Genomic DNA, 26859 nt, shown 5'->3' with positions numbered 1-26859 from the left:
ACCTTTTCTCTCTATGTATTTCGATATTTGTTCAGTTAAGCACCTGTGTTATCACAGGAATGTAAAAGTTTGGTTATTTTACTGAGTTTGCTCAAATTGTGAGGGCTTTTTCAAAAGATAAAAATCAACCTCAAACTTTAACCGGCATGTTGTTCGATAAATTCAACCAGATTGTCCCAAGACACCGTTTGCTGTTCTTGCGCTTGGCGTAAAAACTTAACAGAGACAGATTTTTGTTCAACTTCTTCATCTCCCAAAATAATTGCAAACTGCGCACCTGACTTGTCCGCTTTTTTAAATTGACTTTTAAAGCTACCTCCACCGCAATTCATCTGGACTTTGAATCGACTTGTTGAATCCCGTAACATTTCAGCAAGCACCATACCTGGACGTTGAACCTTATCTCCAACCAAGACCACATAAATATCGGGCGAATTGTGACCGGCCGGTACTAAATCTTTATCCATCAGCAATGCCATTAAACGCTCAATACCCATGGCAAAACCAACCGCTGGCGTTGCTTTACCACCGATTTGTTCAACCAAGCCGTCGTATCGTCCACCTGCGCAAACCGTTCCTTGCGCACCTAACTCTGTGGTCACCCACTCAAACACTGTGCGATTGTAATAATCGAGACCACGCACAAGGTTTGGGTTCACTACATAATCAATTCCTGCATCATCCAGATAGCCTTTAACATTCTCAAAATGCTGAATCGATTCATCATCCAAGTGATCAATGAGCTTAGGTGCATTTTCAACCAACTCTTTCATATCGGGATTTTTAGTATCCAAAATTCGCAATGGGTTTGAATCCAATCTCCGTAAGCTGTCTTCGTCCAATCGGTCTTTATGCTCATTAAAATAAACCACCAATATATCCCGATAATCCGCACGTGCTTGCGCAGAGCCTAGAGAATTGATTTGTAATTCAAGGTTTTCCAAACAAAGCTTCTCCCACAAACGGGCAGATAAAACAATCAACTCAGCATCAATATCTGGCGTGGCTAAACCAAAGACCTCAACCCCAAACTGGTGAAATTGGCGATAACGACCTTTCTGAGGACGTTCATAGCGAAACATTGGCCCTGTATAAAACAACTTTTGAATCTGGTTATATGCAAGCCCATTTTGAATAACTGCTCGAACACAACCAGCAGTACCTTCTGGACGAAGGGTCAAGCTATCACCGTTACGGTCATCAAACGTATACATTTCTTTTTCAACAATGTCGGTAACTTCACCAATTGAGCGAGCAAACAGTTGCGTCTTTTCAACAATCGGCAAACGAATCGATTCATATCCGTACTGCTGTAAAACCGCTTGTGCAGACTCAACTAAATACTCAAAAGCTGCTGCTTGTTCACCATAAAGATCATTCATGCCGCGAATAGCTGAAATTTGTTTAGACATAGATTTTTACTTTTTATTCATTCTTATTTTATTGAAAAGACGTTATCTTCAGTGCTTCCACATTGCCTGTCAAAGGCCTGTGTAATGTTACTTACTACTGTCACCATTTATTACTGTTGAGGGTTCGTTTTCGGACTCAATTAAATCAGGGATTTCAAGCCGCAACTCAAAAGAATCTTCAGCAATTTCCGAAAGCTCAGCCCCTCCGGGCCAAACTGAATAAACTCCATACCCAATCAAGAATAGCAATAATGACCAAAAAATCTTTTTAAATAACGAAGCACCAAAAAAAGGTGGTTTTTGTGAATAATCATTATATTCAGCGGTTGGATGTAACTCACTTGTCAAATTATTACCGGCCGGTAAAAGCTCTGGAAACTGTTGAAGATCTACTTCAAGCAAAACGGCATAGTTTCGTAAATATCCACGTTCAAATGCCGTCAACTCTGAAACATCTAAATTGGGCTTTTCAAAAACACTTAACTGTTCTGCTGATAAATTTAGCTTCTCGGCAGCCTGTTCCAGACTCATTTCTTTATCATCTCTTGCATGAGCAAGTAATCCAGAAATCGAAACAGAGTTGGTCTCTCGCATAAGATTTTCCAATGAACCTAACGATTAAATTCAATTTTATGTAGTGTTCGTTTAGTACGGTCTTTAACCTTACCTGCTAATTGCCCACAAGCCGCATCAATGTCATCACCACGTGTTTTACGTACCGTGACATTCAAACCACCTTTTTCCAAAACTTCACGAAAACGATGAATGGCATTATTGGATGAGCGTTTATAATCCGTATCAGGGAACGGATTAAATGGAATCAAGTTAACCTTGCATGGCAACTCTCCAAGTAAAGCCACAAGTTCTTGTGCATGCTCTACTCGATCATTAACATGATCAATCATGACATATTCAACCGTCACATGCTTCTTACTGTGCCCACCTTCTACATACCGATAAAGACTAGGCATTAAGACTTCAAGTGGGTATTTTTCATTAATCGGAACCAATACATCCCGTAAAGGGTTGTTCGGTGCATGCAATGAAATCGCTAGAGAAACATCAAGCTCCGCCTTAATCATGTCAATTGCTGGCACCACACCAGCCGTCGAAATAGTCACTCGACGTTTCGACAAACCATAAGCAAAGTCATCCATCAAAATACGAGCCGCTGGAAAAGTATGCTTCACATTCAAAAGCGGCTCACCCATTCCCATAAAAACAACATTGGAAATGCGACGTTCTTCTTTTGGCAAACAACCTAATGCCTTATTCGCAACCCACATTTGAGCGATAATTTCCCAGTTTTCAAGATTACGATTAAACCCCTGCTTACCCGTTGCACAGAATTTACAATCCAGAGCACACCCGACTTGAGAAGAGATGCACAAAGTGCCACGATTTTTTTCCGGAATGAACACCGTCTCAACGGAATTGCTATTATCCACTTCTAACAACCACTTGATGGTGCCATCTTCCGAAACCTGTTCCGCAACAATTTTAGGCGTTCGTACCACTGCAATTTTTTTTAACTTTTCACGCAGTGCTTTGCTCAGATTGGTCATTTCATCAAACTCTGAAATCCCAAACTGATGAATCCATTTCATAATTTGGCCAGCACGGAAAGGCTTTTCACCAATCTCCTTGAAAAAAGCTTCCATTGCTTGGCGATCCATGCCAAGCAAATCGGTTTTTTTATGCAGTTCACTTTCAAACAGCTGATTTTGCATGTCACCGGCCGGTGTCATTGCTTTTATTTCTGTAACGCTTTGCGACATTAGCTTAGCGCTCACAAATTTCAGATTCATTAAAAAAGAAAGAAATCTCTCTTGCTGCACTTTCTGGAGAATCGGAACCATGCACTGAGTTTTCACGGACAGATAAGGCGAAATCTTTGCGAATCGTTCCCTCTGCCGCTTTCGAAGGATCTGTCACCCCCATAATCTCCCGATTCTTTGCAATCGCATTCTCACCTTGAAGCACTTGGACAATAATTGGCCCAGAAAGCATGTAAGCCACTAAAGGCTCGTAAAAATCACGCCCTTTGTGTTCCGCATAAAACCCTTCAGCCTGTTCTGCTGTCAACTGAATCATCTTAGAAGCGGTAACCTGAAGGCCATTGTCCTCAAACCTTTGGAGAATTTTTCCAATAAGATTTCGTTTAACGGCATCTGGCTTAATGATTGAAAATGTCTTTTGCACGCTAGATCCTTTGAACACGCTAAAAAATTTATGAAAAGTATTCTATCAATTATTATTTTTGACTGCAGAAAAACAAAAACCCCAGAAGTTTCTGAGGTTTCTAACGTTCTCAACAAGCTTTCAGCTGATGGAATTGGTCTTTAGACAGTAAAGGACTCACCACAACCGCAGCTGTCCTTCACATTTGGATTATTGAACTCAAACCCCTCATTCAAAAGGCTCTCGCGCACGTAATCAATTTCCATCCCATCAATATTTGCTAGACTTTTAGCATCCACTACAACCTTAGTCCCAAAGCTCTCAAAAACTTGATCACCTTCGTCGATAGAATCCGCATAATCGACAACATAAGCAAATCCTGCACAACCACTCACTTTAGTAGAGACGCGCAAACCGATACCAGCCCCACGTTTAGCAATCATATCTTGAACTCTTTGTGACGCTGATTCTGTAAGAGTAACTGCCATGGGAAATCTCCGTAAATTTTCTAAAGCTTCATTGTAGCGAATTTAAAAAAAAATTCTCAACAAATGAGAATCAATTGCATCAAAAACAGACTGTCAGAAGTTTAGCCAAACCGAACTTCCTTCTGTTCAACCTGCTGTTTATCCATCACATCTTGAAGCGCAATCCCTTGAAGAAAATCATCAATCTTTGAACTAACTTCACACCAAAGCTGATGAGATAAGCACTCCTCTCCGCCCTTACAGTTCTGCTGACCTGAACATTGACTGGCATCCAAGTTTTCATCCACTGCATGAATAATTTGCCCAACAGAAATTTCCTTTGGGTTACGGCTTAGACGATACCCACCTCCTGGACCACGAGCACTTGAAACCAGTTGCGCGCGCTTTAATTTTGCAAAAATTTGTTCTAAATACGATAACGAAATCCCCTGACGCTCAGAAATCAAAGACAAAGTAATCGCACCTTTCTCTTGGTTCAAAGCAATATCAAGCATCGCTGTGACAGCGTAACGCCCTTTTGAAGTAAGTTTCATTTGATTCGGCCTTTTAAATTTGTAAACGACGTAAAATTTGCACTACTAACAATCACAGAGCAAATCGATATAAATATTCTCTAATATTAATTTTTTTTGGGGATGCAATGATTGAGCTAAGATTACAATAACCTTCTAAACTACTCAAGTATTTGCCTGAATCAGAACGCTATTTTTAAAATAAAAACCTTTCTATACTTAAATACATCTATCGTTCGTTTATAAATAAGCCCTCAAGTTACTTTAATCCATATCAATTATGGCTACTTTTCGTAATCAGCCCTATTGTGAGGCTTTGAAGAATTTTCTTTTTCATCTTCAGGTTTTAAATGTGCAGCTTGCTCAGGGTCATCAGGCTCTAAAACCGCATCTCTTAAATCAGGAAAATGCATATCAATCGTTTCTCCCCCAACTTTTACTAAAGCTTCGGAAAGTTTCTGCAACTTTTCGTCTTGAACCTGAATATGATCAAGCAAACTATAAATCGCCTTTTCAACCGGATCCGGCGTTTCCTGAGAAACCCCATAGGCATCAAAACCAATTTTTTCTGCCATCTGCGCACGGCGCTTTTCATTCGCAGAAGATTTTTTAACTACGCGCCCTGGGATCCCAACTACGGTTTTACCTGACTCAATTGGCTTCAGAACGACTGCATTAGAACCTATTCGGCAATTATCACCCACTTCAATTGGGCCTAATACTTTAGCTCCTGCCCCAACAACCACACCATTTCCCAACGTTGGATGACGTTTTCCTTTTTGCCATGAAGTCCCTCCAAGCGTTACACCATGATAGAGCGTGCAATCATCACCAATTTCGGCAGTTTCACCAACCACGACACCCATACCATGATCAATAAACAGACGATCACCAATTTTTGCCGCAGGGTGAATCTCTATACCTGTAAACCATCGCGCAAAGCCAGATAACCAACGCGACAGCCATTTCAATTTCCACCCCCACAATACATGCGCAAGCCGATAGAATAAAATCGCATGCAATCCGGGATAGGTTGTCAAAACCTCAAACGTATTTCGTGCCGCAGGATCTCGATCAAACACACAATTTATATCAGAACGTAGCCGTTTAAACATTGGATTATCCTTAGAATTTTTGTTTTTATATAGATTCTTTTCTTGTGCTATTTAATCTATTTTCTGCGAATCTTTTGCACCCAACTTGCGCTGGGTCGCCCGTAAAATTCCACGCAGGATATCGACTTCTTTAATATCCAACTGCGAACGATTAAATAATCGACGCATTCGACGCATAAATCGAGCATTTTTGTTTGGATCTAAAAAACCAATATCCTGAAGGGCTTGATATAAATGGTCATAAAACCCTTCCAATTGATCACTGGAAGCTAATTTATGGCGATACCCTTCTTTTTGATGCACCGACTTTACATTTGTCGCCATTAAGCATTCATACGCAAAAACCTGTACTGCCTGACTAATATTAAGCGAGCTATAAGTTGGATTTGATGGAATATGCGACAAATAGTGACACTTATCCATCTCAGCATTACTTAAACCAGAATCTTCACGACCAAACACCATAGCAACGGTTGCTTGATCCTCTACCACTGTTTTAATTGCTAATTCAGCCGTTTCGCGGACATCCAATTGTGGCCAAGACACTTTTCTTAAACGTGCACTCGCACCGAATGCAAGCTTACATCCGACCAAAGCCTCATCCAATGACTGTACGACTCGAGCTCTGTCAAGAATATCGCTGGCACTCGACGCCCGAGCAGAGGCGACTTGTGAAGGAAACTCTTTTGGTTTAACCAACACCAGTTCACTCAACCCCATGTTTTTCATAGCGCGAGCGATAGCGCCAATATTTCCTGGATGAGATGTCTCCACCAAAACCACTCGAATTTTTTGTAAGTTAGGGTCAAGACAGTAATCTTCAATCATCGTTTATTATTCCGTTTATAATCATCTAAATTTTTTATGTGCCAACATTGTACTCTTTCATATCGGGCTTCGCACCCGTAGTGACCAAGCATCAATTAATGCCTCAAACACGCTAAATCGGCACAAGTCCGAAAATTCTAATCAGGAGACCCTTATGCATCCATTATTGAATATTGCTCAAGAAGCCGCAAAAGCTGCTGGAAAATCCATCCGTTATCATCTTGAGCGATTTGATGCGGTTGAAATTCAGCAAAAAGGCCGGAACGACTTTGTCAGCCAAGTCGATTTTGAAGCGGAACAGAGAATCATTCAAACCATTCGCAAATACCATCCAGACCATGCCATTTTGGCAGAAGAAACCGGCCGGCATAAAACCAATAGTAAATTTGAATGGATTATTGATCCTTTAGATGGCACAACCAACTTTTTACACCAGTTTCCGCACTTCGCTGTTTCAATTGCAGTAACTGAAAATGGCAAACTGCAACATGCAGCCATTTATGACCCTGTCAAAGATGAGATGTTTTCCGCTAGCCGAGGTGAAGGAGCGTGGTTAAACCAAACTCGAATACGTGTTTCAGAGCAAAAAGAGTTGGAAAACTCTTTAATGGCGACCGGCTTCCCTTACTATCAATTTGACTATGCGGATGAATATCTTGCAGGCTTCAAACGTTTTATGACAGAAACAGCCGGCATTCGTCGTGCAGGTTCTGCTGCCTTGGATTTAGCTTATGTCGCTTGCGGACGAGTTGATGGTTACTGGGAATATAATCTAAAACCTTGGGATATTGCTGCTGGAGCGTTAATCGTTCAAGAAGCCGGTGGATTGGTCACAGATTTTGGTGGCGGAGAAAATTACTTAGCGAGTGGAAACATTCTGGCAACCAATCCAAAACTTTATAAACATATGGCACAAATTATTGGGCAAACGGCACCTAAAAACCGTAAGAACTAAGCAGCACCTTGATCTGTAAGAAATTTTAGGGTGATAGGAACTCACTTTCAAAGGATGCTCTCTCCAGATCATCCTTAACCTACGCAACCCTAAAAAACCTTAGCGATCTACTGTTAGATATTTCTCAACCGCTTTGACATTAAAATCGCGTCCTCACGACCTTCAGTTTGAACACCGTCTTTCTTAATCCAAGCCGGATAATAGTTTTTGCGAATACCATCTTCACTAAATCCAAATTTAGTATAGAGGTTTCTTGCCGGCCGGTTAGATTCTCGAACTTCTAAATAGATAAACTGAAAGTTATCTTGCAGTTTTTCCAGCAACTGTTTTAAAGCGGATTTTGCGATACCTTGCCCCTGATAATCTGGCGAAATACAAAGATTCATGAGCGTCGCTTCATCCAAAACCGTTAAAAAACAGCCATAGCCTATAATTTGTTTTTGAAGATTTTCAAAGACAAAATTGAGTCCCTGATCCAAGGCATTTTCAAATCCCTTTTGCGACCAAGGAAATGCATAGGCTTTACGCTCAATTGCCAAAACATCTGGCAAATCCGTTTCAGACATGGCACGAACAAAAAAATCAGACATGAAAATGTAAGGAACCTCTGATTGAATCAAATTGAAATTCTGCGTGACTTCAAGCCCGGTTATTTTAGGCGTGGCACGCCGACCTTAGTTACTCTAAGGTCAAGGGTCACAACAACAAAGAAACGGGGTTGAAGCTACGCCCGCAGGGGCTTAGCCAAACCTAGAACTTGGCGAAGAGCCGAGAAATTTATCATCTCTGCATTGCGAAGTTTTGCAAAGTCTAGACATTCCTGTAACTTCACGCCTTGACCTGAAAAATTTGGCGTTGCCAGAAACGAAGAACTCGGCGAAGAGCTGAGAAATTAATCTGATTCGATCAGAGGTTCCGTAAAGAATTAAGCGTACTGAATGACGCTTTGATAAAAACGTTGCTTAGCATAAGGGTCATCGAGCATTTCTTCAAAACTCGGCAAATGCACCACCTCTAATCCCTCTTGCAACATTTCAACAATTGGGTGATCATCCAACATCACAAAGACTTGATCAATTGGCAACTCCATTAAAGCTTCCATACAATCAAAAAGACTCTCTTCTGTGACCATTGTAGCCGCATCGAAAAACTCAACCTCCGATTCCTGCCAGCCAAACGCCAATAAAATATTTTCCCACAACTGCCAAGCAAGTGATGTTTCGTTCTGCCAAATTTCATCCACGCCACTAGCAATAAAGACACGAGCAACTTGTTGGACTGTTGAAACATCATTAGATGAATTTTGGACTGGCTCGGAAGAAGCTACAGGAACCTTTGCTTGTGACTCAGGCTCACTACTTCGAACTTGCGTCTCTAACAACGCATTATCTTGAACTTGATTCTCAACCGGCCGGTGAAAAAACTCTGGATTTTCACTCCAAGCAGGAACACCGAGTTGACTGAGAAATTCTGTCGAAAATTGAGGTTGTAGTTTTGCTTTCTGCTTTGAATTAGACACTTAACTTTGCTACTTAATTCTACCAATAAAACTCATTAAACCGATTGAGGATGTGCTTTTTGCGGATCGGCTTTCAACTTATTCAATGCATTGATATACGCTTTTGCAGAAGCCGTCACAATATCCGTGTCCGAACCTTGACCATTCACAATTCGCCCAGCCTTTTCCATGCGAACCGTTGTTTCACCTAATGAATCCGTTCCGTTGGTCACATTACTTACCGAATATAATTCAAGCGATGCGCCAGAATTCACCATTGACTCAATCGCTTTAAAGGTCGCATCCACAACACCACCACCTTGCGCCGTCGCTTGTACTTCATCACCCTCCACCCACAATGTGACTTGCGCTTGAGGTTGCTCGCCGGTTTCTGTCGAGACTTTTAATGAAACCAATTTATAACTCTCATTTTCGGTCATGACCGTATTATTATCAGTGACCAAAGCCTGAATATCTTCATCGTAAATTTCATGTTTACGATCCGCCAAATCTTTAAAACGAACAAACAATTCATTCAGTTCCTGCTCGGTTTCAATCACGATCCCCAACTCTTCCAAACGGGTTTTAAATGCATTGCGACCAGAATGTTTGCCCAGAACCATTTTATTGGCTGTCCAGCCCACGTCTTCCGCTCGCATGATTTCATAGGTTTCACGATGCTTGAGAACACCATCTTGGTGAATCCCTGACTCATGAGCAAAGGCGTTTGCTCCCACAATCGCTTTGTTCGGTTGCACGGCAAACCCAGTAATATTTGCGACCAACTTGGAAGCTGGCACAATTTCCTGCGTGTTGATTTGTGTATCAATACCAAATACATCCTGACGGGTCTTCACCGCCATTACCACTTCTTCCAAAGCGGTATTTCCAGCACGCTCACCCAAACCATTGATCGTACATTCAATCTGACGAGCACCGTTTTGAACAGCGGAAAGCGAGTTAGCCACTGCCAGACCCAAATCATTGTGGCAATGCGCCGAGAAAATCGCCTTATCAGAATTTGGGATATTTGAAATCAGGTGTTTAAACAAAGCACCGAATTGCTCAGGCACGTTATAACCTACCGTATCTGGAATATTAATCGTACCGGCACCGGCTTCAATGACCGCTTCAATCACGCGACACAAAAAGTCAGGATTAGAACGTCCAGCATCTTCAGGGGAAAATTCAACATTATCAGTGTACTGACGAGCCAACTTCACCGCCCAGACTGCTCGCTCAACCACCTCATCAGGACTCATACGCAGTTTCTTTTCCATATGAATTGGCGACGTCGCAATAAAAGTATGAATACGACCGGAGTTTGCGGGTTTAATAGCTTCACCTGCACGACGAATATCATTTTCAACCGCACGCGCCAAACCACAAATGGTACTATCCTTGACCGTAGAGGCAACCGCTTGTACCGCCTCAAAATCACCAATAGATGCTGCCGGAAACCCTGCTTCAATGACATTCACTCGCATTTTTTCCAACTGTTTGGCAATGCGAATCTTTTCCTCTTTCGTCATTGAGGCACCAGGGCTTTGCTCACCGTCACGCAAAGTAGTATCGAAAATAATTAATGAATCATTCATGTTAAATCCCTTATATTTTTAAACGTTGTTAACCGCCTTAAACTCCACCGGCCGGTAACATTTCATTTGGTTTTCAATCAACTATTTAGAATTCGTATCGGATTGGCTTTCTGAACCAAGATCTCGCTCATTGCCTTCATCTTGATTTTTGTTTTTTTCCGCTTGACGGTGTTGTTGACGACGCAATTCCCGAGTTTTACGTAAAGTCACTAAAGTAATTACAGGACCAGAAAATGCATACAAAAACATGATCGAGAACAGAATCATGGCAGGCTTAATCGTAATAATGACAAATATCATCACCACAACCAGCAAGGTTACAAAAGGCACCTTACCTTTTAAATTAAGCTCTTTAAAGGAATGAAAGCGGATATTACTAACCATCATTAAGCCGGCAAAAACTGTTAAGAAAAGACCGACCATTGGTACATAAGCGTCTTGCATTTGATTAGATTCCACCATCCAGATTAAGCCGGCTAACAAAGCCGCTGCTGCGGGACTAGGTAGACCTTGAAAGTAGCGTTTATCTGCAACCCCAACTTGCGTGTTAAACCTCGCCAAACGTAACGCCGCTCCTGCAGTGTAAATAAATGCAGCCAACCAACCAATTTTGCCAAAATCTTGCATCGCCCACTGAAACATAAGTAAGGCTGGCGCCAAACCAAACGACACCATATCCGCTAAGCTGTCATACTCTGCCCCAAAAGCACTGCTGGAATTGGTCATACGAGCCACTCGACCATCGAGGCCATCGAAAATCATTGCCACAAAAATAGCAATTGCACCTTCAAGAAAAGCGCCTTGAATACCAGCAATGACAGCGTAAAACCCTGCAAACAATGCAGCTGTTGTCATTAAATTGGGCAATAAATAAATTCCACGATTAAAGGATTTCATCTGTTATTTCTTTCCTAATCCATCTAAAGAGCAGCAATGTACATTAAAATACATTGCTAATGGCAAATCATATCAGACCGAACAGATAATTTACTCAACGAATTACCTCAGTCATTAGATAAATAAACTTTGATTATTCGGTGAAGCCGCAAAATAACTGGCTGCGCCAGCAAACTCTGCAGTTTCAATTAACTCCTCGGCTTGATAGCCAAGCAAATCCACAGTCATCTGACAAGCCGTCATCTTGACCCCCAACTCAACGCAAAGTTCACGCAGTTCATGAATAGGCAGCTGACCATTTTTTTGCAGTGTCTTTTTAAACGCGGCTGTCGCTAACTTACTCATTCCAGGCAAACTCCAAGCCAAGCCAGGCATAACACGATTCCAATCTACTGCCTTAAACCAATCCGGCCCAACGGGACTCTGGAGGCGCATAGCCGGGTTACCAAGTGGATTGATTTTCAATCCAGATAAGTCTTTTTTCAGAACTTCTAACCCATAAAAGGTACAAAACACCTCAACCTCTTTATCCATAGCCACTGCAGTTGAAGCCAAAATGAAATTGGCGTACGCCCAGTCCAACGTTCCCTGCGATTGAATAATACTTAACCGGCCGGTGCTGTTTAAAGCAGATTCTGATAACACATCTGTCATATTTAAAACCTATTTGATCCCAATTCCATCAAAAAGTGATAACAAAACAATACACCTCTGTACCTTTTGCAATTTCATCCAAGTTGCTCAATAGGAGCTTTTCATCTTTTTGAGGCGTTCGACATTTCAACTGTGCTTGTTGGCAAAACGCTGGAATATCTTTGAGTCCTCCTTTATCAGAAAAAAATACTTGCAAAGAAGGCCTATCCGCTTGAGCCCTAAGTTGAGACAATGTCTTTTTTAACTTGATAATCGGCATTGGACATGCAACTCCAACAACATCGAGCACTTGCACATTATTTGTCATATTTGAATTCCTTACAGCATTTTTGATATTTTATCGCAACGATGCCTCAAGCATGGAGCCTTAAATAGATTACGATTCCAAGTTACAATCCATTTTTTAAAACACACAAAAAGCAACCGTTGGTGATCATGCATAAAACTCTTAATTTTCTGCTTTCTCAAAAACTGCCAGCCATTTTTTTTAGTGCATTGCTCATATTAACGCCATCAAAAGTACTCTCCGACGCCATTCACCTTCCTGATTTGGGTGCGCCCGACCTCAGCTTGTACACACCCGAAGCCGAAAAAAAATTCGGACAAGCTTTTACGAGAAGTCTACACACTGAATTCAAATTGAACCAAGACCCAGAAATTAACGACTATATTCGTCAAATTGGACACAAGGTCGCCATGCACAGTGGACAAAACCGTGAATTCAGCTTTTACGTCATTGAAAATGATTCAATCAACGCATTTGCAGGACCTAATGGAGTAATTGGCATTCATACAGGCCTGATTAAAGCGGTCAAAACAGAAGCAGAACTTGCTTCTGTCATTGCACATGAAATTGCCCACATTACACAACAACATCTATCTCGCCGCTATCTTTATAATTCGACACAAGGAACAACCACCTCTGTTGCAACGTTGCTTGCTGCAATTTTAATTGGCATGGTTGATCCCAATGCAGGAATGGCTGCATTAATGGGTGGACAAAGCCTAAACATTGAAAAACAACTCAAAAACTCTCGCCAACATGAAAACGAAGCTGACTATGTTGGCATCAAGATTTTATACGATGCAGGCTTCAATGCTCATGCAATGGCAGATTTCTTTGGTCGTCTTGCTGATGAAAGTCGTAATAATGAATTTCAAATTCCTGAAATTCTACGTACACACCCGATGTCGACCAACAGACTAATCCAAGCAGAAAACCGAGCCAATAACTTGCTTCCACTCAAAATCAATCCTCCCAGTGAACAACTTTCACTCATTAAAATTCGACTTAACCAACTAAATTCACAACGAAATTGGCACCTTAACCGAACTAAAGGCGAATTATCGAAAGCCGAGCATTGCTATCAGCTGAATACGATAGAACTAACCAAAAACAATTCATCAATTAAACACCTGAATTGTTTACTAAAAGCAAGTAATGAAGAATTTACCCATCCGCTTTACACAAATTTATTACTAGAAAGAATCACCGACTTAAAAATTGAAAATAAAAACCTGCCAGACTTAACAATATATGAAGACGCAGCAATAAAAATGGCCAAACTGCATGACTCTATTTACACACAGCGCATAGCAACCTCTGTTTTTGTTGCAGATTTATTTATTCAAAATCAACGACCAACTCAAGCAATCAAATGGCTCTCAAACCATAAAAGAGAGAAATACAGTTTTGCATTAGAGAATAAATTAGCGGAAATTTATGACCTAATGGGGGTTCAGGCTTTGGCATACCTGCACCAAGCAACAGCTCAACAGAGTATTTTTAACTTTGAACGATCAAAACATTTTATTGATGAGGCCAAGAGAATCAATGACAAAAACAATGGCACCCACAATGAAGAAATCCAAAAATTCCTTACAAAATATGAAGATACCTTTAAAAAACTTTCTGATTAGTTTAGATATACCCTAGTTCATAAAAAAATATTTAGAGCAGATTAAATATTGCTATAGATAAACGCATTCAAAAGGCTTGCGTTTGTTTTTTTAGCCAGTAAGCTAACCAACCAAGAGCAATCCTTAGCTCAAAATATAAATCCCAACTAATTAGATAAGGGATAGTCGAAAGACATTTTTAGGAGGAGAAGAATGATTAATTCTAAAGTGAAACAACTGTTGACAGCTGTAGCTATTTCATCTGCAGTAGCATTGTCTCCAGTAACTGCGCAGGCTGCAGAAAAAGGTGCTTCTACTATTGAAGAAGGTAAGAAGTTAGCTTTCTCTCGTGCTAAAGGGAACTGTCTTGCTTGCCATATGGCAGGTGATGGTGCTCAACCGGGCAATATTGGTCCAGCGCTAATTGCAATGAAATTACGTTATCCTGACAAGCAAAAGCTGTTCGACAAAGTTTGGGGAACGGATGATTCACCAAAAGTTCCTAACAGCATGATGCCGGAGTTTGGATCACACGGTATTTTATCTGATGATGAAATCAGCAAAATTGTTGATTATATCTATACGCTGTAATTTAATTTTTTCATAAACCTTAACCGGGAGTTTAAAACCTTATGAAACGTAGATCTTTCCTTAAAGGTACCCTAGCCACTGGTGCAGCAGCAGTTGCTGTTAACGCTGGTCTTCTAACACCAAGCACAGTTCTAGCTGCTGATTGGAACTCAAAAGCTTTCGCAGCAAAATCAACTGACGACGCTATCTCAGCTGTTTACGGTTCTTCTGCTGCAACTGCATCTGGTGATGTAAAGCTTAAAGCTCCTGCGATTGCTGAGAACGGTGCAGTAACTCCTGTTACTGTAGATGCTTCTGGTATCTCTGGTGTTGAATCTATCTCTATCCTTGCTTCTAAAAACCCAATGCCAATGGTTTGTGAATACACATTCGGTGCTGGTGCAGTAGGTTACGCTTCTACTCGTATCAAAATGGGTGAAACAATGAACGTTATCGCTATTGTTAACGCTGGCGGCAAGCTTCTTAAAGCTGAGCAAGAAGTTAAAGTAACAATCGGTGGATGTGGTGGTTAATCCACTACCCCAGTATTACTTTACGATTCAATAATTTTTAGAAGGAAATAATATGTCTATTAAAATCCGTATGCGTGGCAAATCAAAAGGTGGCGTTGCAGAGATCAAAGCTCTAATCAAGCACCCAATGGAATCTGGTGTTCGTATGAACAAAAAAACTGGTAAGCCATATCCAGCAAAATACATCGACATGGTTGAAGTATCTGTAAACGGTACTGCAGCAATTAACTCTCAATGGTCTGGTGCGGTTTCTGCAAACCCATACATGGCTGTTAAAGTTAGCGCTAACTCAGGTGATGAAGTTAAAGTTACTCTGAAAGACAACACTGGTGAAACTGGTGAAGAAACAATCAAAATCAAGTAATTAGTACCTGATTTGTTTCTTGGCGCCTAACTCTGTTTAGGCGCCCATCCCCTCTAAAATATAAAAACAATACATTTCTAGCTCTCGGTCGGAGGATTACAATGAAAAAAACACTACTAATTGCACTTTTGGGTGTATCTGTAGGCGCCAATACTGCAATGGCGAACTCGAATGTAGATCCTGAAACAGATCGTCAACAACTTGTTGACTTCTTTAAAGCCAAAAGTCCTAAAATCGCATTTGACGATTACAAAGACGGTGGTTATATCTACAGTGAAGATAAACGCGCTCAATGGGAAGCCGTTGAAGAATTCCCTCCATATTTAGATTCGGTTGATGCCGGTGAAGAACTTTATAATGCAGACAAAGCAGTTTATGAAAAATGCTTTGGAGATGATCCTGCAAATGTTCGCCAACATTATCCATACTTCGATGAAAAGACTCAGCAAGTGGTGACACTTGAATGGGCAATCAATATTTGTCGTGAAAACGCAGGCCTGAAACCTTACAAATATAAAAAAGGTGACATGGCAAAAGTAAGCGCGTACCTTGCTTACCAAGCTCGCGGTGAAAAAGTTAACGTCAAAATCGATTCTGAAGGCGCTAAAGCTGCTTTCAACAAAGGTCGTGATATTTACCTACGTCCAACAGGTCAGTTAGGCCTATCTTGTGCGAAATGTCATACCTACAATTCTGGGCGTTATGCACGTGCAGATTTGTTATCACCTAACCTAGGTCACACAACTCACTTCCCAGTATTCCGCGCTAAATGGCAGGAATTAGGGACATTGCACCGTCGTTACGGTGGTTGTCATAAAAACATGCGTGCTAAACCATTTAAAGCACAGAGTGAGGAATACCGTAACCTAGAATTCTTCCAAGCTTACATGTCAAACCACTTGGAAATCAACGGTCCTGGTTACCGTCAATAAGTTTAAGTTCTAACTTAAAACTTTTCAAAACCCAGCCTATGCTGGGTTTTTTATTGTCTAATTTTTAGAAACGTTTACCGGCCGGTAAATAAAACCACCTTAAGGCAGACATAAAAAAACCCAGAATAATCTGGGTCTTTATAAGATAAGTGACTCAGCTCTAAAACTTAATCATTCACCGTCAAGCATCTGCTCACCTTCATAGATCCAATCAAACCCTTGACGAACCCATGCTTCAACACGCATTAAGAAATCAGTGTTATTCAAACCCATTTTTTGAGCGAGTAAGAAAACCTTATCTTGCTCTTCCTTGCCAAAGTGGCCATCTTTATATGACAGCTTAATCAACTCTTGCAAGGTAATAATTCTGGATTTCTTGGTATCCAATTTCGATAAAGCAACGTTAATGTCTAACTCAGATTTATCCAAGTCATAATCAATCGCATAGGCTTCGCTGAAATCTTTAAGATACTGCTCCTCTTCTGGAGACACTTCATTATCGGCCGCTGCTAAATTCGCTGCCAAATCAAAAACAACTTGTCGCTGTTCTTGGGTTAACTGATCTGCAAACATAAAACTCCCCTGATTGAGTTTTGATAAAACGCCAACAGAGTAACACTATTGGCGTTAAAAACTAAAATTTCTTGTGTTCAATTTGGTCAACGTCTCGAACTGCACCAAACGCTGCACTCGTTGTCATGGCAGCATAAGCTCGCAATGCTGGTGTAATTCGACGAGGACGATCTTCTACCGGCTTCCACGCATCTTTACCTTTAGCGACCATTGCTTGACGTCGTTCTGCCAATTGCTCATCTGTCAATTGAACATTAATCGTACGGTTTGGAATATCGATTTCAATCATATCGCCCGTTTCCACCAAGCCGATGTTTCCACCTTCAGCGGCTTCTGGTGAAGCGTGGCCAATTGACAGACCAGAAGTACCACCCGAGAAACGACCATCTGTTAGCAACGCACATTCTTTACCTAACCCTTTCGACTTGAGATAAGAGGTTGGATAAAGCATCTCTTGCATTCCCGGACCACCTTTTGGCCCTTCATAGCGAATAATTACAACTTCACCAGACTTCACTTCATCACCTAAAATACCAGCCACAGCAGCATCTTGCGATTCATAAATACGAGCAGGCCCAGAGAACTTAAAGATTTCCTCATCCACTCCAGCTGTTTTAACAATACAGCCGTCCAGAGCAATGTTTCCATACAGAACAGCAAGTCCACCTTCAACTGTGTAAGCGTGCTCTAAATCGCGCACACACCCCTCAGCTGGATCGGTATCCGTCGTTTTCCAACGTTTGTCCTGACTAAACGCTTCTGTAGTGCGAACACCACCTGGAGCAGCACGGAAAAATTTATGCACTGCCTCATCATCCGTTCGACGAACATCCCATAAATCCATTGCAGCACCCATAGACGATGCGTGAACCGTTGGCACATCACGATTAATTAAGCCCCCACGATCTAGCTCACCCAAAATACGCATAATCCCACCGGCACGATGAACATCCTCCATATGGAAAATCTTCGAATTTGGTGCAACTTTAACTAAACAAGGAATTTGACGAGAAATACGATCCATATCTGCCATCGTGAAATTCACACCCGCTTCTTTAGCAATTGCTAATAAATGAAGAACTGTATTGGTTGAACCACCCATTGCGACATCTAATGCCATAGCATTTTCAAAAGCTTCATAGGTTGCAATCGCACGTGGCAAGACATCTGCATTGTCTTTTTCATAATATTCTTTAGCAATTTCAACAATTCGACGGCCTGCTTCTTCAAATAAATGCTTACGATCTGCATGAGTGGCCAATGTCGAACCATTACCCGGTAATGCCATACCAAGAGCCTCTGCTAAACAGTTCATCGAGTTTGCAGTGAACATCCCTGAACATGAACCACACGTTGGGCACGCAGACACCTCAACTTCTTCAACATCCGCGTCAGAACAATTGCTGTCAGCCGCCATGACCATCGCATCCACTAAATCTAATTTGATTGCTTCGCCACCAAGAACGGTTTTCCCTGACTCCATTGGCCCACCGGTCACAAAAATGGTTGGAATATTCAGGCGCATAGCGGCCATCATCATCCCTGGAGTAATTTTGTCACAGTTGGAAATACACACCAACGCATCCGCGCAGTGAGCATTACACATATACTCTACTGAATCCGCAATCAAATCACGCGATGGCAGAGAGTACAACATACCGTCATGCCCCATTGCAATCCCGTCATCGACCGCAATCGTATTGAATTCTTTGGCAACACCACCGGCCTCTTCAATCACTCTGGCAACCAACTGACCCATGTCTTTCAAGTGAACATGACCTGGAACAAACTGAGTAAACGAGTTCGCAACCGCAATAATTGGCTTACCGAAATCTTCAGTCTGCATTCCGGTTGCACGCCAAAGCGCTCGAGCGCCGGCCATATTACGGCCATGAGTACTGGTTTTTGAACGATATTGAGGCATGAAAAACTCCTTGATAATGACGAATTCAACCTGAGTGAATCATTTAACGCCCTGCAATTTGCAAAGAGATTAGATTATTCAAGATTGAGTAGTATATACTTTGAAAAATTAATCCAACTATTTTCGCATATTCATGAAGCAATCTGAATTAGATTTTATCCAAAGCCTACGCCAATCCTCACATTATATTGAGCAACATCGTGGCAAGACCTTTGTCCTTTATTTACCTGGTGAATTATTAGATGAATCTGATGCTTTACTCCAGTTATCTCAAGACATCACCTTATTGCATAACTTGAATATTAATCTTGTCTTGGCGATGGGAGCAACCACACAAATTGACCAAGCGCTTGAACAACAGCGACATGCATGGCAACAACACCTCGGTTGTCGCATTACTCCGACTGAAATTCTTCCCATTTTCCAAAAAACAATTGGTCAAGTTAGAAGTCAACTCGAAGCCATTTTTTGTGCCACCAGTCACCAACAGACTCAACCCCTAACGATTGTGTCTGGCAACTGGGTCATTGCACAACCCAAAGGCGTCATTGACGGCATTGACTTTGGCCATACAGGAATCTTAAGAAAAGTAAACATTGCCGGTATTCAAGACTCTCTTAACGCCAAGCAAATTGTTTTGCTTACGCCACTTGCGTATTCATTAACGGGAGAGGTGTTTAATCTCAACACCTTTGAACAAGCTTGCGAAATTGCTAAGCAGCTTAAAGCCGATAAATTAATGGTTTTTGAAGACCTTCAAGCATGGCTTGAACCATTAAAATCCACCGGCCGGCAAATTTCACAATGGGAATTTGAACAAAATGCAAAAGCGCTTCCCGAAAGCTTACAACCTAAAATCAATCAATTGCGCACGATTTATCAAGATGTAAAACGCATCCACATTCTGCATCAGAATGAACCTTCGTCTTTACTCACCGAACTCTTTACACGTGATGGTTCTGGGTTGCTAATTTTCAGTGATCACTATCATCAGATTCGCTCCGCTAGACATGAAGATATTTCTGCAATTATCGAACTAATTACGCCATTGGAATCAAAAGGCATTTTAGTAAAACGCTCGCGCGAGCGACTAGAATTGGAAATTGATAAATTTACCGTCATTGAACGCGATCATTGTATTATTGGTTGTGCCGCGCTTTACGAATACTCCGATAGCCACAATAAAACAAGTGGTGAACTTGCATGTCTCGCGGTACACCAAGATTATCAAGGGCAGCAACTGGGTGAGCAGCTTTTGCATGCCATTACCCAAAAAGCGCAATCAAAAAATTTAACGCAACTTTTTTTACTGACAACTCAAACCTATCACTGGTTTATCGAGCATGGGTTTGAATTAAAATCCCCCGAAGATTTACCAGCCGGTAAACAAGAGTTGTACAACTATCAACGCCAATCAAAAGTATTAATTAAACCGCTGAAAACCAGCTAAAGATATTTCATGACCTTTCAAATCAAAGATCGTTTCCGAGGATTTCTTCCAATTGTTGTCGATGTTGAAACGGCTGGCTTTAACGCTCAAACGGATGCACTTCTGGAAGTAGCTGTTGTGACTTTAGAAATGGATTCCACCGGCCGGTTAAAACCGAAACAGACCTACGACCGCAACATCCTGCCATTTGAAGGCGCAAATATCGAGCAAAGCGCTTTAAAGTTTATTGGCATGGAAAACCCCTATCATCCGTTTCGTAATGCTATGCCCGAGAAACAAGCACTTAAAGAATTATTTGAAGTCATCAATAAAGAAATCAAAGCCACCGGCTGCACACGTGCCATTCTCGTTGGCCACAATGCTTTTTTTGACTTGAACTTTGTGCTGGCGGCAGCAGAACGCAACAACCTCAAAAGCCCTTTCCATCAATTCAGTACCTTTGATACGGTTTCGCTTTCCGGCCTTGCTTATGGTCAAACGGTTCTAGCCAAAGCAATGGAAAAAGCGAATATAGAATGGGACAATTCACTTGCGCATTCTGCGGTCTATGACACAGAAAAGACGGCTGATTTGTTCTGCAAAATTGTTAATCAATGGCCACTGGAAACAGATAGCGAAGACTATTAAACCTAGGAGTCTGTTCGACCATTCAGGCCAAAAAAAACGCCACACTGAAAATCCAGTATGGCGTTTTTGTGACTTGAATAAACTGTAATTTATTCTGCGTCGGCCACCTTCGCATTTGCAGCGGCCATCATGTTTTTCAACTCGCCCGATTCTGCAAGTTCTAGGGTTATGTCACACCCACCTTGCAACTCACCATCGATGTATAACTGAGGGAAAGTTGGCCAGTCTTGGTATTTCGGCAGATGTTCAAAAATCATGGCATCCGCAAGAACATTTACAAACGCAAACTTCTCACCAGTTTCAACCAAAGCTTGCGCAGCTCGACTTGAAAAGCCACACGATGGCATTTGCGGCGTTCCCTTCATATAAATCACTACAGGGTTGTTTGAAACTTGATCATGAATTCGGTCAAGTGTTTCTTTAACAATTTGTTCTTGGTTTTCCATAATGCTTCCCTTAAGACTTTAATCATAAAAATTATTAATCTGACCAATATTCTACTAATAATATAAGTAAATTGATAGCATACCAACTTTAATTCCCGACCATTTTACTCAGGAATTCACAATATTCTACCGGCCGGTGTATTTTTCACACGATTCTTATAAGGTTTTATCAACATGTTTTTGCAACCAGAACTCGAGTAGCGCGGCATGCCAAAGCTTAGAGCCCTGAATCGCCGTAAAGGCATTCTCTGCCTCAGGGTTTTCAAGCAGTTCGGCTAATTTCTCCTGATTAAAAATCCCGCGTTTTTGAGCCGCTTCCGAGGTTAACAACCCTTTCATAAATTCATAAAACTCACCACGAACATATTTCAGTGCTGGCATTGGAAACGCTACTTTTGGACGATCAATAATTTCGTCCGGCACAATGCCTCGGCCAATCGCTTTGAGAATATGTTTGCCACCGGTTTTCATCTCCGGTGGAGCGGCCATTGCCCATTCAACGAGATCGTGATCCAAAAATGGCACACGCGCCTCAAGACTCCAAGCCATCGTCATATTATCCACTCGCTTGACAGGATCATCGACAATCAAGGTTGTCGTATCTAAGCGTAACACTTGATCTAAAAACTCATCTGCGCCGGTCTCCGTTAAACGGTCGGCAATATAATCACCGGTAACATTATGCACGTGGTACTTTTCATTAATCACACTTATCCACTCGTCATGAGAACGATCAAAGTAATAGGGTGCAAAGGCATTCAATGCCTGTTCTGGGTTTTGTAAATCAATTTTTTTACCCGCCTGCGCCATTAGTGGATACCAAAAGTAGCCACCAAAGACTTCATCCGCGCCTTGTCCTGAAAGCACAACTTTAACCTCTTTGGCGACCTGTTCCGACAATAGATAAAATGCCACTGCATCTTGCCCCACCATTGGCTCAGACATCGCTTCTACCGCTTCATGCAGTCGAGGTAAAACCGTTTCATTGGCAATATGGAATTTTTTATGGTCGGTCTGATAACGCTCAGCGACCATATCCGAGAATTCAAACTCATTGCCTTTCTCTTCCGGAGCATCTTCAAACCCGATTGAATAGGTTTTGATATTTTCCACGCCAGCTTCCGCCAACATGGCCACCAACAAACTCGAATCCAAACCACCTGATAACAGAACCCCAACCGGCACATCCGACGCGGTTAAACGCTTATGAACCGCCTGCTTTAATGAATCATGAATCGCATCCACCCATTCGCTTTCAGTTTGCGGAACCGCTTTACCTTTAAAAACGTCACCGGCCGGTCGTTTCGCTTCCAAGTGCCAATAACGCTTTTTAAACACCTGTCCATCAGGATTAATGATCATCCAATGTCCCGGTTCTAACTTGCGAATCCCTTTTAGAATCGTATATGGTGCAGGAATCACCGCATGTAGGGTCAGCTGAAAATGCAAACCGACCGGATCGATTTCAGTGTCAATACCATCAGTTGCCAACAGCGCTTGGGTATTGGAAGCAAAACGAATTCCGCCGTCGACCAATGCATAATAAAGCGGCTTGATTCCAATACGATCACGCGCCAACAACAGTTGCTGATGATGATCATCCCAGATCGCAATGGCAAACATGCCCTCAAAGCGATTAACACACTCCATCCCCCATTGACGATAGGCCTTTAAAATCACTTCCGTATCAGAATGCGAGGCAAAGCTGTGACCATGCTCGATTAACTCATCACGCAGTTCAACATAGTTGTAAATACAACCATTAAACACCAGTGATAACTCGTCGTCTAGCATCGGCTGATGCCCTGCGGATGACAAATCAATAATCGATAAACGTTTGTGACCAAGACCTATGTGCCCATCGATCCAAGCTCCAACATCATCCGGCCCTCGTTGTTGCATTTCATCCAACATTGGCTGCAAACTCTGCTCGCTGGCCTGTTGACCATTAAAATAAATTTCTCCACAAATGCCGCACATATGCTCAGGCTCCTATAAAATTAATGTCAATATTGTATTCAAAGAACACCGACTATATGAAAATTATTGGACTCACCGGCGGAATTGGCTCAGGCAAGAGCTCTTTTTGTAAACTTATGTTCGTCCATGGCATTGAGACCATTGACACAGATCAAATCGCTCGAGAAGTTGTCAAGCCTGGCACAGAAGGCTTGAAGAGAGTCGTTAAAGAATTTGGTAAAAAAGTGCTCAATGAGGATGGAAGCTTAAATAGAACCGTACTCCGTAATATTATTTTTAGGGATCCTCAAGATTCCACCGGCCGGTTAAAACTTGAATCGATTCTGCATCCATTAATTCAAGACAAAACCCTTACACAAATTCAACAATTTAAACAAGATAAGAACTACCGAGCTCCCTTTTTATTAGTGGCAATCCCACTACTGATTGAAGGAATTGTCAAAAAACGTGAAATTCCAGACTATTTAGATGAAATTTGGGTCATCGACTGTTTAGAGAGCAAACAGATTGAACGAGCAAGTCAAAGAGATGGAACGACGATTGAGCAAATCAAAAACATTATTGCTAGCCAAGCAACTCCTTTGCAACGACTATCGTTTGCCAATCTCGTGATTGACAATAACCAAAACCTCGAACATTTGGAACAGCAAGTGGCAGAGATTATTAATACAAATTAGCGCGCACTAAACGTATTAGATATAGAATAGAAAAATCATACTAAAAACTACCTTTTTAGTATCTTAATTAAATTAATTACATCAGGGTGGGCTATGTCATTTTTTTCTATGCACCGTTCATTGAATCTAAAAAATGCCTATTTCATATTTTTTGTGACGCTATTTTTGTGGTCTCTATTGGCATTCCTCACCCTGATCAAAACAATTGACACACAAAAAAGTTACGCAAAACTAATTAATATCAGTGGCAAACAGCGAATGTTGCTGCAACAGACAAGCTTATTTTCATATCAAATTTGGCATGAACAAGACTCATCTCTTAAACTCGAACTGCTTTCTCTGCGTTTGCAAATGTCAAAAAGCCACCAATTGCTGTTAAAAAACCTTAACTCTGATGATTTAAAAACACTCTACTTAGACTCTCCCACATACCTCGACCCTCAAACTCGTCACTATTTGAAACTGCTCAAAAACTTTTCGGATGAACCATCCGCAGAATTATTAGATGAAATCATTTTCCAGTCGAAAGAATTACTTCCCAAACTGGATTCAGCGGTAAAAACGTTTGAGATGGATAGCAATCGTGCTATCCAGCAAATCAAAAACATTGAAACATGGATTTTTGCTGCCACGGTGTTAACTTTATTGATTGAAATGCTCTTGATATTTTTACCTGCTATTCGTCGCACCAAACAGGCCGAAAAACAACTTATTCAAGAGAAAGAGCATTTCAGTCAACTGTTTCACAGCACCAAAGACGGCATTTTAATTTGTAATCAGCAAGGTCTGATTATTGAAACCAATCAATCGCTATGTAAACTGTTTCAGACAACGCATGAACACATTGTAAATACTCATTTAACCGACTGGTTTGTGGTCGAGAACATTCACCACCTTATTCGCCACCTACTCAACTGGCAAACTCCTAGCATCCCAAAAACGCTTACTCTGAAAACTGCAGATTCACTGGCTCTCGAAACGCAAATTGAAGCCCATAAAATTTTACTTAATGAGCAAGAACACCTTTTCATCTCGGTAAGTAACTTATCAGCAATTCACAGTTTTAAAAAGAAGCTCGACCTTGCCTTGGATAAAAATCAAATCGCCTATTGGGAGCTGAATACATCAAACAACAATTTGCGGCTTTCGGAAATGGGTTATGCCATTTTAGATCTTGAGGAAAAACCCTCTTCACAGAATGTTTTAATGGATTCAGATACTTCAGAAGAAGGAATAAACATATCGCAATGGAAAAACGGAATTCACCGAGCGGACAGACTCAAATTTGAAAGTGAAATAACTCAACTGACTCAAGGGGAACAATCGCAACTCGATATCGAGCTTCGTTATCGCCAGTCAAATAAGACCCCTTACAACTGGCTTCATATTAAAGCGGTCTCACTTCAAAAAAACACTTTAGGTGAAACGGTTGTCATTGCAGGCATCTTCACCGACATTTCCAAGCAGAAAAATTTAATGCAAGCGCTAACGGTTGCTAAGCAGGATGCGCAAAAAGCCAATTCAGTAAAATCTGAATTTCTAGCTAATATGAGTCATGAAATTCGTACACCTCTCAATGGCGTTATTGGTTTGACTGAACTTGCTCTGGATACGCCACTAGACAGCACACAACAAAACTATCTTGAAAACAGTCTGCTCGCATCAAAGAGTCTATTACATATTATTAATGATATTCTTGATTATTCAAAAATAGAGGCCGGTAAATTAACCATTGAAAAAGAAAAGTTTTCAATTCGCCAAATTATTAAAAATGTTGCAAACCTATACCACAAACAAATCCATTCAAAAGGTTTACAACTTAAAATAGATATTTCCCCTGAAACGCCTGACTACTTAATGGGAGATGCGCACCGAATTACACAAATCTTAAATAATTTAGTGAGTAATTCACTAAAGTTTACTGAAGAAGGTTTTATCACTCTTCGGATTTCTGTTGAAAAAAACCTTAAAGCGCTATCTCGCAAATCAACTGTGAAAAACCCAATTATTTGGTTAGCGATTGATGTTGAAGACACAGGAATTGGGATTGCAGAAAATTTGCAAAAAAAACTCTTCCAACCATTTGAGCAAGGCGACAGTTCAACAGCCAAAACCTATGGTGGTACAGGTCTTGGACTGGTTATTTGTCGAAAGTTGATTAAGTTAATGGAAGGGCAAATTGAATTTGAAAGCAAACCCCAAAAAGGAACCCGTTTCTCATTGACTCTACCTTTAGAAGAAACCACGCAAACGAGACAGCACAAAGAGCAAACAGATAAATCGACACCAGTCGCCAAAACCATTCAAACCGTTACCGTCCTTAATCACCCCAAGTTACTGTTGGTAGAGGACAATGAAATAAACCAGTTAGTTGCTCAAACACTGCTATCTCAGCTTGGATTTGACGTCAGCATTGCAAGCAATGGAGAAGAAGCCGTTCACACCTGCCAAAATACTGAATTTGAATTAGTGCTAATGGATATCCAGATGCCAATTATGGATGGACATGAAGCAGCAAAACAGATTCTGGAAAACAAACCTGAACTACCAATTGTTGCCCTAAGCGCATCTGTCACCGATGCAGAACGCCAAAAAACACTCGATTCAGGCATGAAGAATCATCTTAGTAAGCCAATAGAGCGAGACGCTTTGATTCAAGTATTATCAGAATGGTTTGAATTCTGCGAAACTCCGAATTAAAGCTGACTAAACCCAAAATACTCTACCGGCCGGTAAACGCTAACTC

The 26859-nt window shown here is 41.3% G+C and carries 28 protein-coding genes; 10 read left to right on the top strand and 18 right to left on the bottom strand.

Annotation, left to right across the window (positions count from 1 at the left end; genetic code table 11):
* Positions 1-137 precede the first annotated feature (137 nt).
* From hisS to D9T12_RS03975, 8 genes are all read right to left on the bottom strand, one after another.
* On the bottom strand, positions 138-1412 hold the full coding sequence (gene hisS / locus D9T12_RS04010) for a histidine--tRNA ligase (protein WP_130536968.1): 1275 nt from the start codon (positions 1410-1412) through the stop codon (positions 138-140).
* Between the two features lie 87 nt (positions 1413-1499).
* On the bottom strand, positions 1500-2006 hold the full coding sequence (locus D9T12_RS04005; RefSeq protein ID WP_130536967.1) for a helix-turn-helix domain-containing protein: 507 nt from the start codon (positions 2004-2006) through the stop codon (positions 1500-1502).
* 17 nt (positions 2007-2023) lie between these two features.
* Positions 2024-3142 carry a dual-specificity RNA methyltransferase RlmN gene (gene rlmN, locus D9T12_RS04000; protein WP_130538516.1) on the bottom strand — a complete coding sequence of 373 codons (1119 nt, stop codon included), beginning with the start codon at positions 3140-3142 and terminating at the stop codon, positions 2024-2026.
* A gap of 52 nt (positions 3143-3194) precedes the next feature.
* Complete coding sequence (ndk, locus tag D9T12_RS03995; RefSeq protein WP_130536966.1) at positions 3195-3614, bottom strand: nucleoside-diphosphate kinase; 420 nt, start codon at positions 3612-3614, stop codon at positions 3195-3197.
* Between the two features lie 140 nt (positions 3615-3754).
* Positions 3755-4081 (bottom strand): HesB/IscA family protein, encoded by a 327-nt coding sequence (locus D9T12_RS03990; RefSeq protein WP_130536965.1) that lies wholly within the window; start codon positions 4079-4081, stop codon positions 3755-3757.
* A 101-nt stretch (positions 4082-4182) separates the two neighbouring features.
* Positions 4183-4614, bottom strand: coding sequence for an Rrf2 family transcriptional regulator (locus D9T12_RS03985; RefSeq protein WP_130536964.1), 432 nt, complete (start codon positions 4612-4614; stop codon positions 4183-4185).
* Between the two features lie 263 nt (positions 4615-4877).
* The gene (gene cysE / locus D9T12_RS03980; protein ID WP_338064811.1) at positions 4878-5759 is read right to left on the bottom strand and encodes a serine O-acetyltransferase; all 882 of its coding nucleotides are present in this window, start codon (positions 5757-5759) and stop codon (positions 4878-4880) included.
* The gene (locus D9T12_RS03975; protein WP_130536962.1) at positions 5760-6536 is read right to left on the bottom strand and encodes an RNA methyltransferase; all 777 of its coding nucleotides are present in this window, start codon (positions 6534-6536) and stop codon (positions 5760-5762) included. It abuts the gene before it with no gap.
* Positions 6537-6690: 154 nt separating this feature from the next.
* Here D9T12_RS03975 and D9T12_RS03970 point away from each other — a divergent pair, with 154 nt between their 5' ends.
* Positions 6691-7491: an inositol monophosphatase family protein gene (locus tag D9T12_RS03970; protein ID WP_130536961.1), complete on the top strand. Its 801-nt coding sequence runs from the start codon at positions 6691-6693 to the stop codon at positions 7489-7491.
* A 113-nt stretch (positions 7492-7604) separates the two neighbouring features.
* Here the strand turns inward: D9T12_RS03970 and rimI are convergent, their stop codons facing one another.
* The 6 genes from rimI to D9T12_RS03940 form a co-directional block, all read right to left on the bottom strand.
* On the bottom strand, positions 7605-8081 hold the full coding sequence (rimI, locus tag D9T12_RS03965; protein ID WP_130536960.1) for a ribosomal protein S18-alanine N-acetyltransferase: 477 nt from the start codon (positions 8079-8081) through the stop codon (positions 7605-7607).
* A gap of 335 nt (positions 8082-8416) precedes the next feature.
* Positions 8417-9010 carry a hypothetical protein gene (locus tag D9T12_RS03960; protein WP_130536959.1) on the bottom strand — a complete coding sequence of 198 codons (594 nt, stop codon included), beginning with the start codon at positions 9008-9010 and terminating at the stop codon, positions 8417-8419.
* Between the two features lie 35 nt (positions 9011-9045).
* Complete coding sequence (locus D9T12_RS03955; protein WP_130536958.1) at positions 9046-10587, bottom strand: 2-isopropylmalate synthase; 1542 nt, start codon at positions 10585-10587, stop codon at positions 9046-9048.
* An 81-nt stretch (positions 10588-10668) separates the two neighbouring features.
* Complete coding sequence (gene pssA / locus D9T12_RS03950; RefSeq protein WP_130536957.1) at positions 10669-11484, bottom strand: CDP-diacylglycerol--serine O-phosphatidyltransferase; 816 nt, start codon at positions 11482-11484, stop codon at positions 10669-10671.
* 114 nt (positions 11485-11598) lie between these two features.
* Positions 11599-12138 (bottom strand): DsrE/DsrF/DrsH-like family protein, encoded by a 540-nt coding sequence (locus tag D9T12_RS03945; protein WP_130536956.1) that lies wholly within the window; start codon positions 12136-12138, stop codon positions 11599-11601.
* Between the two features lie 28 nt (positions 12139-12166).
* Positions 12167-12445 carry a sulfurtransferase TusA family protein gene (locus tag D9T12_RS03940; protein WP_130536955.1) on the bottom strand — a complete coding sequence of 93 codons (279 nt, stop codon included), beginning with the start codon at positions 12443-12445 and terminating at the stop codon, positions 12167-12169.
* Positions 12446-12573: 128 nt separating this feature from the next.
* On the opposite strand from D9T12_RS03940, the gene D9T12_RS03935 reads away from it, so the two are divergent.
* From D9T12_RS03935 to soxA, 5 genes are all read left to right on the top strand, one after another.
* The gene (locus D9T12_RS03935) at positions 12574-14058 is read left to right on the top strand and encodes a M48 family metallopeptidase (protein ID WP_130536954.1); all 1485 of its coding nucleotides are present in this window, start codon (positions 12574-12576) and stop codon (positions 14056-14058) included.
* 192 nt (positions 14059-14250) lie between these two features.
* On the top strand, positions 14251-14628 hold the full coding sequence (gene soxX, locus D9T12_RS03930) for a sulfur oxidation c-type cytochrome SoxX (RefSeq protein ID WP_130536953.1): 378 nt from the start codon (positions 14251-14253) through the stop codon (positions 14626-14628).
* Between the two features lie 41 nt (positions 14629-14669).
* Positions 14670-15140 carry a thiosulfate oxidation carrier protein SoxY gene (gene soxY / locus D9T12_RS03925; RefSeq protein ID WP_130536952.1) on the top strand — a complete coding sequence of 157 codons (471 nt, stop codon included), beginning with the start codon at positions 14670-14672 and terminating at the stop codon, positions 15138-15140.
* Positions 15141-15192: 52 nt separating this feature from the next.
* Positions 15193-15504, top strand: a complete 312-nt coding sequence (gene soxZ, locus D9T12_RS03920) for a thiosulfate oxidation carrier complex protein SoxZ (RefSeq protein ID WP_130536951.1) — start codon at positions 15193-15195, stop codon at positions 15502-15504.
* 101 nt (positions 15505-15605) lie between these two features.
* Entirely contained in the window at positions 15606-16436 is an 831-nt protein-coding gene (gene soxA / locus D9T12_RS03915) for a sulfur oxidation c-type cytochrome SoxA (RefSeq protein ID WP_130536950.1), read from the top strand.
* A gap of 171 nt (positions 16437-16607) precedes the next feature.
* On the opposite strand, the gene D9T12_RS03910 is transcribed toward soxA, so the two are convergent.
* Both D9T12_RS03910 and ilvD read right to left on the bottom strand, forming a co-directional pair.
* Positions 16608-17009, bottom strand: coding sequence for a TerB family tellurite resistance protein (locus tag D9T12_RS03910; RefSeq protein WP_130536949.1), 402 nt, complete (start codon positions 17007-17009; stop codon positions 16608-16610).
* Between the two features lie 61 nt (positions 17010-17070).
* Positions 17071-18933 carry a dihydroxy-acid dehydratase gene (gene ilvD, locus D9T12_RS03905; protein ID WP_130536948.1) on the bottom strand — a complete coding sequence of 621 codons (1863 nt, stop codon included), beginning with the start codon at positions 18931-18933 and terminating at the stop codon, positions 17071-17073.
* Positions 18934-19066: 133 nt separating this feature from the next.
* Between ilvD and argA the strand changes: the two genes are divergently transcribed.
* Both argA and rnt read left to right on the top strand, forming a co-directional pair.
* Entirely contained in the window at positions 19067-20383 is a 1317-nt protein-coding gene (gene argA, locus D9T12_RS03900) for an amino-acid N-acetyltransferase (RefSeq protein WP_130536947.1), read from the top strand.
* A 9-nt stretch (positions 20384-20392) separates the two neighbouring features.
* Positions 20393-21010, top strand: a complete 618-nt coding sequence (rnt, locus tag D9T12_RS03895) for a ribonuclease T (protein ID WP_130536946.1) — start codon at positions 20393-20395, stop codon at positions 21008-21010.
* 89 nt (positions 21011-21099) lie between these two features.
* On the opposite strand, the gene grxD is transcribed toward rnt, so the two are convergent.
* Both grxD and D9T12_RS03885 read right to left on the bottom strand, forming a co-directional pair.
* On the bottom strand, positions 21100-21456 hold the full coding sequence (grxD, locus tag D9T12_RS03890) for a Grx4 family monothiol glutaredoxin (RefSeq protein ID WP_130536945.1): 357 nt from the start codon (positions 21454-21456) through the stop codon (positions 21100-21102).
* Positions 21457-21612: 156 nt separating this feature from the next.
* A complete protein-coding gene (locus D9T12_RS03885; RefSeq protein WP_130536944.1) occupies positions 21613-23436 on the bottom strand; it encodes an N-acetylglutaminylglutamine amidotransferase in 1824 nt (607 codons plus the stop codon).
* A gap of 56 nt (positions 23437-23492) precedes the next feature.
* Between D9T12_RS03885 and coaE the strand changes: the two genes are divergently transcribed.
* Both coaE and D9T12_RS03875 read left to right on the top strand, forming a co-directional pair.
* Entirely contained in the window at positions 23493-24113 is a 621-nt protein-coding gene (gene coaE / locus D9T12_RS03880; protein WP_165395033.1) for a dephospho-CoA kinase, read from the top strand.
* A 93-nt stretch (positions 24114-24206) separates the two neighbouring features.
* Positions 24207-26813 carry an ATP-binding protein gene (locus tag D9T12_RS03875; RefSeq protein ID WP_130536942.1) on the top strand — a complete coding sequence of 869 codons (2607 nt, stop codon included), beginning with the start codon at positions 24207-24209 and terminating at the stop codon, positions 26811-26813.
* The last annotated feature ends 46 nt before the right edge of the window (positions 26814-26859 follow it).

It is taken from the genome of Thiomicrorhabdus indica, from assembly GCF_004293625.1.
Taxonomy (GTDB): domain Bacteria; phylum Pseudomonadota; class Gammaproteobacteria; order Thiomicrospirales; family Thiomicrospiraceae; genus Thiomicrorhabdus; species Thiomicrorhabdus indica.
The sequence above is the reverse complement of the archived record's forward strand: the minus strand, read 5'-3'. Positions and strand labels throughout refer to the sequence as shown.

Excerpts from the sequence above, each read along its gene's own strand:
- hisS (WP_130536968.1), bottom strand. The coding sequence starts at position 1,412 with ATGTCTAAACAAATTTCAGCTATTCGCGGCATGAATGATCTTTATGGT.
- D9T12_RS04005 (WP_130536967.1), bottom strand. The coding sequence starts at position 2,006 with ATGCGAGAGACCAACTCTGTTTCGATTTCTGGATTACTTGCTCATGCA.
- rlmN (WP_130538516.1), bottom strand. The coding sequence starts at position 3,142 with ATGCAAAATCAGCTGTTTGAAAGTGAACTGCATAAAAAAACCGATTTG.
- D9T12_RS03990 (WP_130536965.1), bottom strand. The coding sequence starts at position 4,081 with ATGGCAGTTACTCTTACAGAATCAGCGTCACAAAGAGTTCAAGATATG.
- D9T12_RS03985 (WP_130536964.1), bottom strand. The coding sequence starts at position 4,614 with ATGAAACTTACTTCAAAAGGGCGTTACGCTGTCACAGCGATGCTTGAT.
- D9T12_RS03975 (WP_130536962.1), bottom strand. The coding sequence starts at position 6,536 with ATGATTGAAGATTACTGTCTTGACCCTAACTTACAAAAAATTCGAGTG.
- D9T12_RS03970 (WP_130536961.1), top strand. The coding sequence starts at position 6,691 with ATGCATCCATTATTGAATATTGCTCAAGAAGCCGCAAAAGCTGCTGGA.
- rimI (WP_130536960.1), bottom strand. The coding sequence starts at position 8,081 with ATGTCTGATTTTTTTGTTCGTGCCATGTCTGAAACGGATTTGCCAGAT.
- D9T12_RS03955 (WP_130536958.1), bottom strand. The coding sequence starts at position 10,587 with ATGAATGATTCATTAATTATTTTCGATACTACTTTGCGTGACGGTGAG.
- pssA (WP_130536957.1), bottom strand. The coding sequence starts at position 11,484 with ATGAAATCCTTTAATCGTGGAATTTATTTATTGCCCAATTTAATGACA.
- D9T12_RS03945 (WP_130536956.1), bottom strand. The coding sequence starts at position 12,138 with ATGACAGATGTGTTATCAGAATCTGCTTTAAACAGCACCGGCCGGTTA.
- D9T12_RS03940 (WP_130536955.1), bottom strand. The coding sequence starts at position 12,445 with ATGACAAATAATGTGCAAGTGCTCGATGTTGTTGGAGTTGCATGTCCA.
- D9T12_RS03935 (WP_130536954.1), top strand. The coding sequence starts at position 12,574 with ATGCATAAAACTCTTAATTTTCTGCTTTCTCAAAAACTGCCAGCCATT.
- soxX (WP_130536953.1), top strand. The coding sequence starts at position 14,251 with ATGATTAATTCTAAAGTGAAACAACTGTTGACAGCTGTAGCTATTTCA.
- soxY (WP_130536952.1), top strand. The coding sequence starts at position 14,670 with ATGAAACGTAGATCTTTCCTTAAAGGTACCCTAGCCACTGGTGCAGCA.
- soxZ (WP_130536951.1), top strand. The coding sequence starts at position 15,193 with ATGTCTATTAAAATCCGTATGCGTGGCAAATCAAAAGGTGGCGTTGCA.
- soxA (WP_130536950.1), top strand. The coding sequence starts at position 15,606 with ATGAAAAAAACACTACTAATTGCACTTTTGGGTGTATCTGTAGGCGCC.
- D9T12_RS03910 (WP_130536949.1), bottom strand. The coding sequence starts at position 17,009 with ATGTTTGCAGATCAGTTAACCCAAGAACAGCGACAAGTTGTTTTTGAT.
- ilvD (WP_130536948.1), bottom strand. The coding sequence starts at position 18,933 with ATGCCTCAATATCGTTCAAAAACCAGTACTCATGGCCGTAATATGGCC.
- argA (WP_130536947.1), top strand. The coding sequence starts at position 19,067 with ATGAAGCAATCTGAATTAGATTTTATCCAAAGCCTACGCCAATCCTCA.
- rnt (WP_130536946.1), top strand. The coding sequence starts at position 20,393 with ATGACCTTTCAAATCAAAGATCGTTTCCGAGGATTTCTTCCAATTGTT.
- grxD (WP_130536945.1), bottom strand. The coding sequence starts at position 21,456 with ATGGAAAACCAAGAACAAATTGTTAAAGAAACACTTGACCGAATTCAT.
- D9T12_RS03885 (WP_130536944.1), bottom strand. The coding sequence starts at position 23,436 with ATGTGCGGCATTTGTGGAGAAATTTATTTTAATGGTCAACAGGCCAGC.
- coaE (WP_165395033.1), top strand. The coding sequence starts at position 23,493 with ATGAAAATTATTGGACTCACCGGCGGAATTGGCTCAGGCAAGAGCTCT.
- D9T12_RS03875 (WP_130536942.1), top strand. The coding sequence starts at position 24,207 with ATGTCATTTTTTTCTATGCACCGTTCATTGAATCTAAAAAATGCCTAT.